The sequence below is a fragment of the Amycolatopsis sp. NPDC059027 genome (assembly GCF_042739735.1).
In the GTDB taxonomy this organism is placed as follows: Bacteria; Actinomycetota; Actinomycetes; order Mycobacteriales; family Pseudonocardiaceae; genus Amycolatopsis.
This window is the reverse complement of sequence record NZ_JBHYIK010000046.1, coordinates 8,578-22,787: the sequence shown is the minus strand read 5'-3', so window position 1 is coordinate 22,787 and position 14,210 is coordinate 8,578. Positions and strand designations below refer to the sequence as shown.

The following is a 14,210-nucleotide window of genomic DNA, read 5'->3' as shown; positions in this document are numbered from 1 at the left end:
TGGTGGCGCGGGGTCGGGGGGGCCCCCCCGCGGGGGGTTGGTGGAGTCCCCCTGACCACCACTCACCCGCGCGGGGGCCCCCCCCCCCCCCCCCCCCGACCCTCCTCTCGAAAGGGGACCCGTGCCGATCAACCTTGCACCCGTCTGGACGCTGGACGGCTTGGTACTCAACGGGCCCCGTGATTCGTCGGGGGTTCGCTGGCTAGCCACTTCGGACAGTGAGCCGTTGTCCGCACCCGCACCAACCACGACCTTCACCCCGAAGTACCAACGCCCGGGGTCTTACTGGACCCCGGGGTTCGTAGAGCGCGGCGTTATCAATCTGACCATCCGAGCGTATGCCGAAGGAAATAAATCCTGGGCCGCACTCCGTCTGGCCTCGCTCAAAATGCTGGCCCTGTGTCAGGACACCACCAAGCTTTACCCCCTGGTGTTCCGGTCGGAAATCGGGAATCTGGTCCAAAACGTCGCCCGCGAAGGCGACATCCTGATTAAACCGATCACAGCCCAGGACCCTGCCTTTGAGGCGAGTATCCAACTCACATCCCCGGACCCCCGCCGATACTTTGAGACCAAGCAGACCCTGACCGTGGGTTTGCCCCAGAATTCAACCACAGGGCTGGACTTCGCCACAGGCGGAGGTTTGGACTACGCCGCCAGTGGCGGAGGTTTGGATTTCGGCCCTGCGGGTGCAATCGGGATTTTGACCGTAGACAACACGGCAGGGACCGCGCCCACGAGCCCGGAGCTGACCCTCACGGGGCCACTCACGACACCTAGCCTGTCTGTCCCGGGTGGGAGCATCACCTATAACGCGTCCCTGGCTACAGGCGAGTTCCTGGTTATCAACCCGGAGGACCCGTCCGCCCTTCTGGGCGGGACGGCGTCCCGGGGCTATCTTGTCAATCCCGCTAAATGGTCGGCCTTCGTCGTTCAGCCGGGATCTTCGCTTTCGATCGGTCTCTCGCATTCGGGGCCGTCCACAGATCTTGGGACTCTGACCGCGAGTTACAGTCCCGCGTTTTGGTAGGGAGACCTCATGCCGTCCATCGGGACCACGGTTAACAGCACGTTCGACCCATGGGCCGTCACGAGCAAGATAGACGAGAAGGACGCTCGGTATGCGCTTGCGGGTTATGCCCAGCCTCAGCCCGGAAGCGTCATGTCTTACAAGTCCGGGGTCTTTGCTGGGGGATCGGTATCCGGTGCCACACTTGGGAACGCGAACCACGGCGGGCTCCGAGTCACGGTCGGGGCCACGGGTTCAGCTCCAACCGCCGTTGTGGCGATCGGGAACTGCCTGATCGACACCCCAAGCAACGGGCCGTACCTTTGCGGGCTCGATTCCCAGAAGACGATTTCGCTCGCGACCCCGAGTAGCACTCAACGCCGAATTGATCTCATCGTGGCCAGAGTCTACGACGACCGGAACTCCGCTATCGGGTCCGCGGCCGGAGATCGCCGGTTCGTGATTCAGGCCGTGACCGGAGATAACACCTCGGGTACACCGGTCGTTCCGACCGCGGCCCTGCCGACGAACGGCTGGATTCCCCTGGCCGCGCTCCAGATCGAAGCCAACGGGGCCACGATCACGGTGACCGAGATGCGGGGTCCGGGTCTGGTGGCCCGGGGCGGACGCCGGATCCTGTACGGGAACGACGCCAAGATCACGTCCACGGCCTTCCTCGAAGCCGGGGCCTATGCCGGAGACCAGCGGTACGTGGTCGGACACCCATTTCCGAATCAGACCTACTACGTGTCCTCGGATGCGGGCACGGCTGGTTGGCGTGGGGACGGCGGGGAACTGGTTTTCACCCAAACCGCTCCGAACGTGGGAACAAGGTCCGCCACAGCGGGCGGCACCATCATGGAGATTCAGAACCTGGTGGTTCCCGCGTACGGCATCCCCGTAACTCTGACCCCGCGGGCACGCTGGAAACCCGCCGCGGACGGAGATATGGTCGTGGAGTTTGAGACCCTCGTAGACGGGGTCCTGTGCAATTACCAGACATTCAACACCTGGGGCCAACCCGGCCGACTGCACAACCCCATTACAGCTCCAGATTTCACGGTCGGTCCGTACACGACTTCAAAGACCGTGAGTTCAAGCCTGAACATCATTGGTGGCTCTCCAACTGTAGGGTTGGAGTGGGACACGGCTCAAGTAGGCTGGCACACGCTTCAGGTAATCGTAAAGCCCGCGAACATTGACCCAATCCGGGTGTGGCTGTGACCTGGCGTTGTCTCATTACCCGAGCCACCACGGGCCAGGTGGTAGACGAGGTTTTCTTGTCCGCAGATCCGACCTGGGAAACTGAGATCGGACAAAAGGGGTCCTGGGGTGTAGAACTGTACCTGGGGACTCCGAACTCCAAAGACAACGTCTTGACCTACATGACCTCGGGGGCGCACTCCTGGGTCCTGCTCTACAAGGACATCCCGATCCAGGGCGGAATGCCCGGAGATGGATCCTTTAGTCAGGACAAGCGAACCCTCAACGTCAGCGGTCCTGGGATGCTCGGAGTGTTCGACAATCGGATCGTCAGGGCCGCCGGCGCATCCCCGTCCACGATCACGTCCTCGGACAACAACTACTCCCTGGCCGGGGTTTCATCCCGGAGAGTCCTTAGTGAACTCGTGAGCCGCTCCCTGGCGGACAGCGCCAGTGGGGCGGGACTGCCCTTCGACACCACGGACGGGGCCTCTGAGACCGGATCTACGGCCCGATCCTTCGCGGCCTGGGATTTCAACACGGTTCTCAAGAAGATGAACGACGAAACCGACGCTGTAGGCGGATGTGAGTTCATCGTCAGGCCGTATCTGTACTTCGTGTCCGGGGCCCCGTACATCGGCTGGAAGCTCGCCCTCGGAAGTCCGCTTCTCGGAGACGCGTCCTTAGCTGCGGTCTGGGAGTTCGGGGCCGCATTCGGAAACATCGATGTGGACTACAACCTGAGCATCCCGCGTCCGCACCGTGTTTGGTCCAAGGGCTCGGGAGACGGGGGTTCGGCCGTGGTCGGGTATGCGGAGAACTCAGCCGCTCTGCAAGCGGCGGGGGTCATATATTCGGACTACGTCGATACCGTGCACAACGACGTCGGAGTGAAGACGACTCTGGACGGATACGCGTCCGGGATTCTCTCGGACCGGTCCCAGCCCTTGGAGACTTGGAACGCCGAAGTCCGCATCGATGGCAAGAACTCCAGAGGGGCCCAGGTCTCCCCAGAACTCGGAGGTTGGGCCGAAGGGGATAAGCCCTTGCTTCGAATCACGGACCACCCTGTGATTCCCGATGGTAGTTATCGACGTCGGATCGTGGGCATGTCCAACGGAAGCGGACCTGGGCTCGTGAAGCTCAAGATTCAGCCCGAACCTTCAGCGTAGGAGAACCGTGGCCAACGATATCCGCCTCGCGGGTTCGGTCGAAGAGGCAATCAAGATCCTGAATGACCGGATCGAGGGTATGGCCCGGAGGCGTAAACCCTCATCTGCCCCCCGGTATTTGGGTGTGGCCTCAGCGCCGTTCGACGGCGCTGGGCCTATTACCCTCGCAGCTTCGTCCGGAGCCTTGGTTTCCTCGGTTTCCGTGCCCGACCCGGGGTACCCGTATCAGATCGAGGTGTCGGCCGGACTGTTCATCCGGGATCTTCCCGCGGACGCAGGCACGTCTCACTACCTGTCCGCTCGTGTGGATGCGGCTACGTTCACTCACCCGTCTACGCCCTTGGGTACGGGCGTGATCGGGTCGGCATTTATCGGTCAAATGGGCGGATCGTCCAGTGGATTCGCGTACGCGACCTTGTTTCGTCGATCTCCGGCCGTATGGACAGGGACCCATACCGTGAGCTTTGCGTTGTTCACGGGCCCCGCCGGCACCGCCACGGTGCCCACACCCCTGGCCAACCGTTCAGACTTCTATTTCGACGTTCGGGTAATCCCCTCAACCGCCTAACTTGGAGGCCCCATGACCGTACTCGGGACACATGCCATAGCCGAGCTGGATTATCAGGGGGTCGTGGATCCGGAACGAGCTGCGCTCATCAGCATCGTTGGTGCGTTCGCGGACTTCCCTTATACCAGCTTCGCGGCCCTGCTCGACAAGGTTCAGAAGCTGATTCATTTCCAGCCACTCTCGGAACTCACCAACGATCCGGACGAGTGGCAACTTCAGGACACCCTCACGGGTGGCCAGTCCGTATGGCAAAGCAAACGCTGGCCCGATGCTTGGACCTATGACCCGACCTTCGCCGTGTACTTCCTGCTCTCAGGACACAACGGCGGTCCGACCGGGCCGTTCAATACGGTTCCGGCCCTTAGCTGAGGATGATCTAAATGCCTGAGGAAAGAGGCTTCGAGTACTGGTTTACCCGACTTGAGGGAAAGCTGGACAAGTTGGATGAGAAGCTGGACGGAGCCGTGAACACCCTGGGTCGGCACGAGGAACGAATCAACGCCTTGGAGAAGAGGCAGGGGGATTCGTGGAAGACCAAGAGCGCCGTAGGCGTCGCCTTGATTTCGGCCGTCTTCTCTTGGATTCAGCCGCTCATCACGAAATGAGGCTTGGCCAGTGGCCAACTACACGGAATACTGGATCGACTATTCGGCCCGGAAGCTTTCGGGTGCCGCTGTTGCGGGCACCCGGATCGGGCCTGGGGGTGAGTTCTGTACCGGAGCTATCCGGTATATCGACGCCCCGAACCTGCTCAGCACGAAGCACACGAACAAGGCTGAGTACGACGACCTGATCACACACGGTGTGAAGGTTCGTCTTGTTCATCAGGGGGACACAACTGATGCGGATGGCGGATACGCCGAAGGCGTAGCCCGCGCTCAGCGAGCTAAGGCCGGGGCCGAATACCTCGGATACAACGGCGTGATCTTCTTTTGCAACGACCGTCCGAACCTTCCGAACGTGGCCTCTTGGCGGGCTTATCTGGACGGAGCCGCGTCCGTTCTGGGTCGGGAGAGGGTCGGGGCCTACGGGTTTTACAACGCCCTCAACGCGGCCGTAGGCCATGCTTCCGCCTTCTGGCAGGCCGGAGCGGAATACGACCTTGTCCCCCACGCGAACGTTTACCAGTGGAACAACGGCCGGGTCTACGTATCTGGCACCGAATGTGACCTGAACAAGGTCATCACCGACCCCAACGGCTCTGTGACCCCTGCCCCGAGCCCCCGTTTTGACGAAGAGGATGAGATGCAGCCCGTTACCCTTCTGCCGTCCGCGGACCAGGCCTACGCGTGTGAGATCTGGGACGGTCGTCCGGCGGTTTTGAACGTAATCGCAACCAGCGTGGATGGTTTCGTTAGTGCGCCCATGAACTGGGGGGCGGCCGGCGGCACGGGCGGAGGCGAACGCCTGGGATCCGGATGGACTCAGGTGGACCGGGTCGAGGTCAATCGTCCGGGCCAGTGGCGCATTCCGGCCGGCACGACCCGAGTTTTCTTCGGGTACTCGTGCGGAGGCGTGATGAAGTACCAGATCGTTCCCGCATGATTCGGAAGTACACCAAGGCGGTCCTCGCTGCGGTCTTCGGACTCAGTCCCGCGGCCCTGGTTGGCCTCCTAGCCCTGTTCGGGGTTCATCTGGACCAAGACACCGTGACCGTGGTCCTGACCGCCGTGTCGCCGCTTCTGGCGGCTCTCGGCGTGGCCGTGGGCCCCGCGAACCAGCCTCCGCACTCCTGACACACCAAAGCCCCCTACCTAGCCTCTGTGGCCAAGGTAGGGGGCTTTTTGTCGTTCAGGACTCGATGTCAGCGAGGGTCAAGACTTCCACCCCGAGATCTTCGAGCGATTGGAGAAGGAACGCCATGCGGTCCTTGTCGCGGGTGAGTCGGTCGTAGCCCGGGATCAAGACCTTGTCCCCGCGCTGAACCCGGTCAATGAGCCTCTTGAACTCCGGACCCGGCATCGCACTCGAAGGCGTGTCCTCGTCGTAGAAGACCTCGACACAGCCCCGCCGCTTAGCTTCGTTCGGGAACCTGTCCGAGGGCGAGCCGGGCATCGGGGATTGGCTGTACCTGGTGTATCCGTATGTTGCCACGTCAGAGACCCTTCATCGCTGGTCCAGCCTTGTTGTCCGGTCCGTAGACTATCACGTGTCTGTAGGTTAAAGCCATCTGGATCTCTTCAAATGGGCGTACAAACTGGACCCGTTCGTCGACGCGGAACTGATCGCCGACTGTTTCCTGCTGGCCGCCGACATCCGCGAACTGGACATGCGCGCGAGCCCGTACGACCTTTCCGGGTTCGGGTACTCGCCGGTGCGGATCGAGACCGCCGGCGGCCGGGCCGAATACGCCCGTGCGCAGGCGGAATTCGCTCGCCGGGCGGCACCGCTGCGTACCCGGCTGATCGCGCACTGCGAGGAATTACTCACTTCGTCAAGGTGAATTTAGTACGGCCGAACCAACTGTGAGTCACATTATTCCCGCCTCACGGCTCACCTGTTAGGGTGATAACGTTTTGGTTGCGTAGCAGCGCGTGTGCGCGCGTTTCGAAAGGACAACGATGGGGCGTCACAGCCTGCCCGAGGAGCCGGTGCCGCATCCCCTGGACCCACCGAAGCGGGCAGCGGGCCGCAGTGAGACCACCGGTTCGCATCGCATCGTCGGCAAGAAGGCGCCGCGCCGCCGCATCGCGAAGTGGCCGATCGCGGCCGTCGTCCTGGCCGCGCTCGTCGCGCTGGGCGTGTTCGGCTGGAACTGGGCCGACGGTCTCCTCAACAGCAGGGCAGAGGCCGAGGCGGCCAGCTGCGCGGGCGGGACCTCCGACCTCCGCGTCCTCGTCACCCCCAGCGCCGCGCAGCCGGTGACCCAGGCCGCGACGAAGTGGAACCAGGCGGCCACCGTCGTGCACGGCCGCTGCATCCACGTGACCGTCGAATCGATGCCGTCGGCACAGGTGCTCGACGCGCTGACCGGCCGCACCAACGTCGACGCGATCGGCGGCCTGCCCGCCGCGTGGCTGCCCGAATCGGGCTACTGGGTCAGCGAGCTGACCACCGCCAAGCCCGAGCTCATCAGCTCGCCCGCGCAGTCCGTCGCCACCGCGCGTTCGGCCGACTACCCGTTCATCTGCCTGGGCGGCAAGGCCGCCGACGACATCCAGCAGCGGGCCGCGCAGACCTTCCGGGAGTACCTCAAGCAGCCCGCGCAGCAGGCCGATTTCGCGGCGGCGGGGATCAAGGCCGCCTGACGTCGCCCAGCGTCGACGTCAGGTCGAAGGTTTCCGGGTCCGGCCCGGTCCGGGTGCCGTTGTCCAGCTCGCCGAGCACGGCCAGGTCGTCCTCGGCCAGTTCGAAGTCGAACACGTCCAGGTTCTCCCGGATCCGCGCCGGGGTGGCCGACTTCGGGATCACCACGGTGCCCAGCTGCAGATGCCACCGCAGCACGATCTGGGCCGGGCTCTTGCCGTACTTCGCGGCGAGCGCGGTGACCGGTTCGTCCCCGAGCAGCCGCCCTTTCGCGAGCGGGCTCCACGCCTCGGTGAGGATGCCCTGCTCGGCGTGGAACTCCCGCAGCGCGACCTGCTGGAGCCACGGGTGCAGTTCGATCTGGTTGACCGAGGGCACGACGCCGGTCTCGTCGATCAGCTCGCGCAGATGCGGGATCTGGAAGTTCGACACGCCGATCGCGCGGACGCGGCCGTCGTCGCGCAGCTTCACCAGTGCCCGCCAGGTGTCGGCGGCCGTGCCGCGTTTCGGCAGCGGCCAGTGGATGAGGTAGAGGTCGAGCCGGTCGAGCCCGAGCGCGGCCATGCTGCGGTCGAACGCGCGCAGCGCGGCGTCGTAGCCGTGGTCGGCGTTCCACAGCTTCGTCGTGACGAACAGTTCCTCGCGCGGGACGCCGCAGCCGGCGATGGCGGTGCCGACCTCGGACTCGTTGCCGTAGGCCGCGGCCGTGTCGATGGCGCGGTAGCCGGCGTCGATGGCGGTGCGGACCACTTTCGTGGCGTCCGAGGCGGGCACCCGCCAGACGCCGAAACCGAGCTGCGGGATGCGGACGTCGTCGGTCAGGGCGAGCAGGGGCGACATGGCCATGAAGGGGCGATCCTCACTGCGTCATCGGCTGCTGCGGGGAGTTCCGCGCCCGATCATCGCACTTCGGCGCCCGCCCGGTCGCGCAGATACGCCGCGGTGGCGGGATTCGCCGGAAAGAACGACTCGATGACGAGCTCCGCGACCGTCACGTCGAGTGGCGTCCCGAACGTGGCGACCGTGCTGAAGAACGCCAGCTCGGTGCCGTGGTGGCGGAATCGCAGCGGGACGAAGATGTCGCCGGGTCCGGGCACTTCCACGTCGGGCACCGGCTGGTCGCACGGATAGCCGCGCAGCTCCTCCAGCAGCGCGGCGAGCACCGGATCGGCGGTCTGGGTGACCTGGCCCCGCAGCCTGCCGAGCAGGTGGGCTCGCCACTCCCCCAGGTTGAGCACGTGCGGTGCCATCCCGTCCGGATGCAGCGTCGCGCGCAGCACGTTGGCAGGCGGCGTCAGCAGCTCGGGCGCCACTTGCTCGGTGAAGATCCCGAGGCTCGCGTTCGCGTCGACGAGGTTCCAGGCGCGGTCGACGACCGCCGCCGGGTAGGGCTCGTGCCCCTTCAGCAGCAGCCGGACCGCCTCGCGGACCGCCGCCATCTCGGGATCACCGAGTCCGCTTTCGCCGTACGCGGGTGCGTACCCGGCCGCCAGCAGCAGCTGGTTGCGCTCGCGCAGCGGGACGTCGAGATGCTCGCCGAGGCGCAGCACCATGTCACGGCTCGGACGGGACCGGCCGGTCTCGACGAAGCTCAGATGCCGGGTCGAGATGTCCGCCGAGATCGCCAGGTCGAGCTGGCTGATGCGGCGGCGGTCCCGCCATTGCCGCAGCAGCTCGCCCACCTTCACGGGAGTAGTCACGAGGCAGACGCTACGGGGCCCGCCGCGGCGTCGCCATTACCTCCCGGGTAATCGACGCGCCGCACCCGCACCGGGCAGGCTTTGCGTCGTCGAGGACGACGAAAGCGTTGTCCGGTAACGAAAAGAGGGATCCCATGTCGGAAGTCCAGCACATCGTCGAGCAGTACATCGCCGTGTGGAACGAGACCGACCCGGCCCGCAGGCGCGCGCTGATCGCGGACGTCTTCACCGAGGACGCCCGCTACACCGACCCGTTGGGCGCGGTCGAAGGGCACGACGGCGTCGACGGTTTCATCGGCGGGGCGCAGGCGCAGTTCGCCGGGCTCGTGTTCAGCCTGCCCGCCGAGGCCGACGCGCACCACGACCTCGCCCGGTTCCAGTGGTATCTCGGCGCTCCCGGGGCCGACGAGCCGATGGTCATCGGCTTCGACGTCGTCGAGCTGGAAGGCGGCCGGATCGCGAAGGTGCACGGCTTCCTGGACAAGCGGCCCGGCTGACGAACTCGCGGTCAGTCGGCGAAGGCGTCCGGGGGCGGGCAGGAGCAGACGAGGTTGCGGTCACCGGTGGCGCCGTCGATGCGGCGCACCGGGGGCCACGCCTTCGTCGCCGAAGGGCCTGCCGGGAAAACCGCGAGTTCGCGCGAGTAGGGGCGGGTCCACTCGCCGGTGACGCAGCGGGCGGTGTGCGGGGCGTTGCGGAGCGGGCTGTCCGCCAGGGGCCACTCCCCCGCCGCCACCCTGTCGATCTCGCCCCGGATCGCGATCATCGCGGCGCAGAACCGGTCGAGTTCGCCGAGGTCCTCGCTCTCGGTGGGCTCGACCATGAGCGTGCCCGCGACCGGGAACGACATCGTCGGCGCGTGCAGGCCGTAGTCGGCCAGCCGTTTCGCGACGTCGTCCACCGTGACGCCGGTGCGTTTCGTGATCCCGCGCAGGTCGAGGATGCACTCGTGGGCGACCAGCCCGTCGTGTCCCGCGTAGAGCACCGGGTAGTGCTCACCGAGGCGGCGGGCGATGTAGTTCGCGTTCGCCACCGCGGTCAGCGTGGCGCGGCGCAGGCCTTCGTCGCCCATCATCCGCACGTAGGCCCACGAGATCGGCAGGATCGACGCGCTGCCCCACGGGGCCGCGCTGATCGGGCCGACACCGGTGGCAGGACCGGCGGCGGGCTGCAGCGGATGGTTCGGCAGGAACGGCGCGAGGTGCTCCCGGACGCCGATCGGGCCGACACCGGGCCCGCCACCGCCGTGCGGGATGCAGAAGGTCTTGTGCAGGTTGAGATGCGAGACGTCGGCGCCGAACCGGCCGAACTGCGCCAGCCCGATGAGCGCGTTGAGGTTCGCCCCGTCGACATACACCTGGCCACCCGCGTCGTGCACCAGACCGCAGACCTCGCCGACGGTGTCCTCGTAGACGCCGTGGGTCGACGGGTAGGTGAGCATGATCGCCGCGAGGTCGCCGGCGTGTTCGTCCGCAGTGGACTTCAGATGCGCGAGGTCGATGTTGCCGCCCTCGTCGCACCGCACCACGACGACGCGCATCCCGGCCATCACCGCACTGGCGGCGTTGGTGCCGTGGGCACTGGCCGGGATCAGGCATACGTCGCGGGCGTCCTCGCCCCGCGAACGGTGGTAGGCACGGATCGCCAGCAGACCGGCGAACTCGCCCTGACTGCCCGCGTTCGGCTGCAGCGAAACCGCGTCATAGCCGGTGATCCCGGCCAGCCAACCCTCCACATCGGACACCACCGAGAGCAGCCCCTCGGCGTCCTCGACGGGGGCGAACGGGTGCAGTCCGGCGAATTCGGGCCAGCTGACGGGTTCCATCTCCGCGGCGGCGTTGAGCTTCATCGTGCAGGAGCCGAGCGGGATCATGCTCCGGTCGAGTGCCAGGTCCTTGTCCGCCAGGGAACGCAGGTACCGCAGCAGCGCCGTTTCCGAGCGATGCGTGTGGAACACCGGATGGGTCAGGTACTCCCCCGTCCGCCGCAGCGGCACGGGCAGCGCGTCGGCGGTGTCCACGTCCAGCGAGTCCACATCGGACACAGTGACGCCAAAAGCCTTCCACACCAACGAAAGCCGCTCGCGCGTCGTGGTCTCGTCGCAGGCGACGCCGACGTGGTCCGCATCGACGAGCCGGAGGTTCACCCCGAGGTCGCGCGCGGCCGCCACGATCGCCGCCGCCTGGCCCGGCACGACCGCGGTCACCGTGTCGAAGAACTCGCCGTGGCGCATCTCGATGCCGCCCTCGGCGAGCCCGGCGGCGAACACCGTGGCCATGCGATGGGCGCGGTACGCGATGGCCCGCAGTCCTTCCGGGCCGTGGTACACCGCGTACATCGCGGCCATCACGGCGAGCAGCACCTGCGCGGTGCAGATGTTGGACGTCGCCTTCTCGCGGCGGATGTGCTGCTCGCGGGTCTGCAAGGCGAGCCGGTACGCCCGCGCGCCGTCGGCGTCGACCGAGACACCGACGAGCCTGCCCGGGACCTGGCGTTCGAGGCCCTCGCGGACGGCGAGGTAGGCGGCGTGCGGTCCGCCGAAGCCCATCGGCACGCCGAACCGTTGTGCCGAACCGATCGCGACGTCCGCGCCGAGTTCGCCGGGCGAGCGCAGGAGGGTCAGCGCGAGCGGGTCCGCTGCCACCACGACGGCGGCGCCGAGTGCCTTCGCCTCGGCGATCACCGGATCCAGCTCGCGCACCGCGCCGGACGCGCCGGGGTAGCTCAGCAGGACGCCGAAGAAGTCGCCGCCGAGGCCGAGCCCGGTGATGCCCTGGGACAGGTCGGTGACGACGAGCTCGATGCCGAGCGGCTCCGCGCGAGTACGCAGCACTTCGATGGTCTGCGGCAGGGTGTCCTCGTCGACGACGAACCGCGCGGACTTCGAGCGGGTGGCGCGACGGACCAGGGTCATCGCCTCGGCCGCGGCGGTCGCCTCGTCGAGCAGGGACGCGTTGGCGATCGGCAGGCCGGTGAGGTCCGCGATCATCGTCTGGAAGTTGAGCAGCGCTTCCAAGCGGCCTTGGGAGATCTCCGGCTGGTACGGCGTGTAAGCCGTGTACCAGGCGGGATTCTCGAAGAGGTTCCGGCGGATCACCGGCGGGGTGATCGTGTCGTGGTAGCCGAGGCCGATCATCTGCACCATCGGCCGGTTGCGCGCGGCGAGCGCCCGCAGTTCCGCCAGTGCCTGTGCTTCCGTGGCGGCGGGCGGCAGGCCCGGGGTCCTGGCCGAAGCCCGCAGGGAACCGGGGACCGCGCGCTCGGCGAGTTCGTCGAGTGAGGCGACGCCGACGACGCCAAGGATCCGGGCGAGTTCCCCGGGCCCGGGGCCGATGTGCCGGTCGGCGAAGGGAATTCCCTGCTCCAGTTCGGCGAGGGACGGACTGGGTTCGGTCACGTGAACCTCCCGGGACGGCGGGGACGGGGCCGGGGACAACGTTGTCCTGGCCCTCCCCGCTCTGTCCGTACCCGTAGGGCGCCTGAGAGTTTCACCCGTGTGTTGAGCCGGGCTTGCACCTTCGGCGGAGCCGCCAGGCTGTGTCCTGGCGACCCACTTTCCAGAGGCGTCTCGTCCGCGCGGTCCAGGGTGCCTGAGAGGTTCCGGGGAGGACTTGCTCCTTCGGCGCCGGGCTCAAGGTTGTTGATGGCCCGGTCTCTCCCGCGCGGATTCGTCGACCGCGGAACAGAGCCTACCCTGACGCCCTCGAGCGCCGGTGATCACCCGGTGCGACGGGCGTTGCGGCGCTGGGTCAGCTCGTCCGGCACCATCGACTCGACCTCGCCGCCGTCGGCACGCTCGGCCGGGAACTCGTGGATCGTGCCGCTGATCTCCTGCATGGCCCCGCTGACCGCGATGCCGAACACACCCTGACCGCCCTGGAGCAGATCGACGATCTCCTCCGGCGACGTGCACTCGTAGACCGTGGTGCCGTCCGAGAACAACGTCACCTTAGCCAGATCACGCACTCCGCGTACCCGCAGGTGATCGACGGCGACGCGGATGTTCTGCAGTGAGACCCCGGTGTCCAGTAAGCGCTTCACGACCTTGAGGACCAGGATGTCCTTGAACGAGTACAGCCGCTGCGATCCCGAACCGTGCGCGGTACGGATGCTCGGCGCGACCAGCTTCGTCCTGGCCCAGTAGTCGAGCTGCCGGTAGGTGATCCCGGCGATCTGACAGGCGGCGGGGCCCCGGTAGCCGACCAGTTCGTCCGGAAGCGAGGCGTCGGGGAACAGTTCACCCTGCTCGCCGCCGGCGACCTGAACAGGCTGCTTCTCAGGACCAGCCTCGACCACGCGTGCCTCCCCTCGCCCGACCTGGCGGCCGGCGAACGACAAGCCGGTCGGACCCAGGAGTGGGACCGGCCGGGATGAATCGCCACGTCCGTGCCCCCGCGTTCGCAGCACAGCGGATCGCGGAGTCGAATCACATCGTGGCGATTTACCGCCTTTGACGGTAAGCGCATGCAAGGTGCCGGTCAACGCGACGCGCGGCTGGCCTCAAGTTCGTGTTGAGCCTTTAGTCCGTTCGCCGTACGAGCCCGGCGAAGAGCGGGCCGGCTGGACAGTTTTACTCAGACGTGTTAATTTTTACTCATGCAAGTAAGCACTGACACGCAGGCGGAGCTCGGCCTCTCCGTGACCGAGGCCGCCCGCCGAGCACAGATCATCGGCGCGACCATCGCGACGATGGCCCAGGTCGGCTATCGGAAGACGACGCTCGCGCGGATCAAGGAACGCGCCGGGCTGAGCAGCACCCGGATCATCTCCTACCACTTCACCAGCAAGGCAGGGCTGATGCAGGCGGTGCTGAGCACGGTGATCGAGACGAAGAGCCGTTTCCTCGCGGAGCGGACCGAAGGCCGGATCGACGCCGCGGACCGGCGGGGGAACCTGCGGGCGCACATCGAGACGTCGGTGGCGTTCCTGCGTGACTACCCGGACTGTGTGCGGGTGCTCGCGGAGATGACCGCGAACGCGGAGGACGAGGACGGCTGGGGCATGGCCGGGCCCGTGCTGAACGACCTGCGGGTGGGGAGTGTGTACCGGCAGTTGAAGCAGGGGCAGCGGGAAGGCGCTTTCGGTGACTTCGCGCCGGACGTGATGGCGATGTCCATCGCCCAGGCCATCGACGGCGTGGCGGCTCAGTTCAAAACCGACCCGTCGCTCGACATCGACCGCTACGGCCGGGAACTGGCCGACCTGTTCGAAAGGGCCACCGCCCCCGGGGGCGCGGGGGGCGCCCCCCGGCCCCCCCACCGCGCCCGGCGGGCGCCAAGCGGATGGAGGGGGGGGGGGGGGGGGCGCGCCGC

The 14,210-nt window shown here is 66.7% G+C and carries 14 protein-coding genes, 2 pseudogenes and 1 riboswitch; of the genes and pseudogenes, 11 read left to right on the top strand and 5 right to left on the bottom strand.

Translation table 11 applies throughout. The features are described from left to right. Positions 1–226 precede the first annotated feature (226 nt). Genes ACFWY9_RS28585 through ACFWY9_RS28555 form a run of 7 tightly spaced genes read left to right on the top strand, consistent with a single transcriptional unit; the run spans position 227 to position 5,497 of the window. Complete coding sequence (locus ACFWY9_RS28585) at positions 227–1,030, top strand: hypothetical protein (RefSeq protein WP_378340340.1); 804 nt, start codon at positions 227–229, stop codon at positions 1,028–1,030. Between the two features lie 9 nt (positions 1,031–1,039). Beyond that, positions 1,040–2,233 (top strand): hypothetical protein, encoded by a 1,194-nt coding sequence (locus ACFWY9_RS28580; protein WP_378340339.1) that lies wholly within the window; start codon positions 1,040–1,042, stop codon positions 2,231–2,233. Positions 2,234–2,271: 38 nt separating this feature from the next. Further along, complete coding sequence (locus tag ACFWY9_RS28575) at positions 2,272–3,384, top strand: hypothetical protein (RefSeq protein WP_378340338.1); 1,113 nt, start codon at positions 2,272–2,274, stop codon at positions 3,382–3,384. A 7-nt stretch (positions 3,385–3,391) separates the two neighbouring features. Continuing rightward, positions 3,392–3,952 (top strand): hypothetical protein, encoded by a 561-nt coding sequence (locus tag ACFWY9_RS28570; protein WP_378340337.1) that lies wholly within the window; start codon positions 3,392–3,394, stop codon positions 3,950–3,952. A gap of 12 nt (positions 3,953–3,964) precedes the next feature. After that, positions 3,965–4,321 carry a hypothetical protein gene (locus tag ACFWY9_RS28565; RefSeq protein ID WP_378340336.1) on the top strand — a complete coding sequence of 119 codons (357 nt, stop codon included), beginning with the start codon at positions 3,965–3,967 and terminating at the stop codon, positions 4,319–4,321. 11 nt (positions 4,322–4,332) lie between these two features. Then, positions 4,333–4,557 (top strand): hypothetical protein, encoded by a 225-nt coding sequence (locus ACFWY9_RS28560; protein ID WP_378340335.1) that lies wholly within the window; start codon positions 4,333–4,335, stop codon positions 4,555–4,557. Positions 4,558–4,567: 10 nt separating this feature from the next. Then, on the top strand, positions 4,568–5,497 hold the full coding sequence (locus ACFWY9_RS28555) for a glycoside hydrolase domain-containing protein (RefSeq protein ID WP_378340334.1): 930 nt from the start codon (positions 4,568–4,570) through the stop codon (positions 5,495–5,497). Positions 5,498–5,743: 246 nt separating this feature from the next. Here the strand turns inward: ACFWY9_RS28555 and ACFWY9_RS28550 are convergent, their stop codons facing one another. Further along, positions 5,744–6,046, bottom strand: coding sequence for a recombinase family protein (locus ACFWY9_RS28550; protein ID WP_378340333.1), 303 nt, complete (start codon positions 6,044–6,046; stop codon positions 5,744–5,746). A gap of 70 nt (positions 6,047–6,116) precedes the next feature. Here ACFWY9_RS28550 and ACFWY9_RS28545 point away from each other — a divergent pair. Beyond that, positions 6,117–6,395, top strand: a pseudogene (locus tag ACFWY9_RS28545) (3-methyladenine DNA glycosylase); the annotation flags it as partial. 118 nt (positions 6,396–6,513) lie between these two features. After that, entirely contained in the window at positions 6,514–7,200 is a 687-nt protein-coding gene (locus tag ACFWY9_RS28540; protein WP_378322692.1) for a hypothetical protein, read from the top strand. On the opposite strand, the gene ACFWY9_RS28535 is transcribed toward ACFWY9_RS28540, so the two are convergent. Both ACFWY9_RS28535 and ACFWY9_RS28530 read right to left on the bottom strand, forming a co-directional pair. Beyond that, entirely contained in the window at positions 7,187–8,044 is an 858-nt protein-coding gene (locus ACFWY9_RS28535) for an aldo/keto reductase (protein WP_378340332.1), read from the bottom strand. The two genes, ACFWY9_RS28540 and ACFWY9_RS28535, sit on opposite strands and share 14 nt — an antisense overlap. Positions 8,045–8,097: 53 nt before the next feature. Further along, positions 8,098–8,898 (bottom strand): helix-turn-helix domain-containing protein, encoded by an 801-nt coding sequence (locus ACFWY9_RS28530; protein WP_378322690.1) that lies wholly within the window; start codon positions 8,896–8,898, stop codon positions 8,098–8,100. Positions 8,899–9,032: 134 nt separating this feature from the next. Here ACFWY9_RS28530 and ACFWY9_RS28525 point away from each other — a divergent pair, with 134 nt between their 5' ends. Further along, positions 9,033–9,395 carry a nuclear transport factor 2 family protein gene (locus ACFWY9_RS28525; RefSeq protein WP_378340331.1) on the top strand — a complete coding sequence of 121 codons (363 nt, stop codon included), beginning with the start codon at positions 9,033–9,035 and terminating at the stop codon, positions 9,393–9,395. Between the two features lie 11 nt (positions 9,396–9,406). Here ACFWY9_RS28525 and gcvP read toward each other — a convergent pair whose 3' ends face one another. Together gcvP and ACFWY9_RS28515 are read right to left on the bottom strand one after the other, a co-directional pair. Continuing rightward, entirely contained in the window at positions 9,407–12,295 is a 2,889-nt protein-coding gene (gene gcvP / locus ACFWY9_RS28520) for an aminomethyl-transferring glycine dehydrogenase (protein WP_378340330.1), read from the bottom strand. Positions 12,296–12,465: 170 nt separating this feature from the next. After that, positions 12,466–12,569, bottom strand: a riboswitch (glycine riboswitch). Between the two features lie 46 nt (positions 12,570–12,615). Then, positions 12,616–13,194, bottom strand: a complete 579-nt coding sequence (locus tag ACFWY9_RS28515) for a MerR family transcriptional regulator (RefSeq protein WP_378322687.1) — start codon at positions 13,192–13,194, stop codon at positions 12,616–12,618. A 300-nt stretch (positions 13,195–13,494) separates the two neighbouring features. On the opposite strand from ACFWY9_RS28515, the pseudogene ACFWY9_RS28510 reads away from it, so the two are divergent. Beyond that, positions 13,495–14,124: pseudogene (locus tag ACFWY9_RS28510) on the top strand (TetR/AcrR family transcriptional regulator); the annotation flags it as partial. Between the last annotated feature and the right edge of the window lie 86 nt (positions 14,125–14,210).

What these genes read in the sequence shown, in the direction of transcription:
- ACFWY9_RS28580 (WP_378340339.1), top strand. Translation starts at nt 1,040, where the DNA reads ATGCCGTCCATCGGGACCACGGTTAACAGCACGTTCGACCCATGGGCC.
- ACFWY9_RS28565 (WP_378340336.1), top strand. Translation starts at nt 3,965, where the DNA reads ATGACCGTACTCGGGACACATGCCATAGCCGAGCTGGATTATCAGGGG.
- ACFWY9_RS28560 (WP_378340335.1), top strand. Translation starts at nt 4,333, where the DNA reads ATGCCTGAGGAAAGAGGCTTCGAGTACTGGTTTACCCGACTTGAGGGA.
- ACFWY9_RS28540 (WP_378322692.1), top strand. Translation starts at nt 6,514, where the DNA reads ATGGGGCGTCACAGCCTGCCCGAGGAGCCGGTGCCGCATCCCCTGGAC.
- ACFWY9_RS28535 (WP_378340332.1), bottom strand. Translation starts at nt 8,044, where the DNA reads ATGGCCATGTCGCCCCTGCTCGCCCTGACCGACGACGTCCGCATCCCG.
- ACFWY9_RS28525 (WP_378340331.1), top strand. Translation starts at nt 9,033, where the DNA reads ATGTCGGAAGTCCAGCACATCGTCGAGCAGTACATCGCCGTGTGGAAC.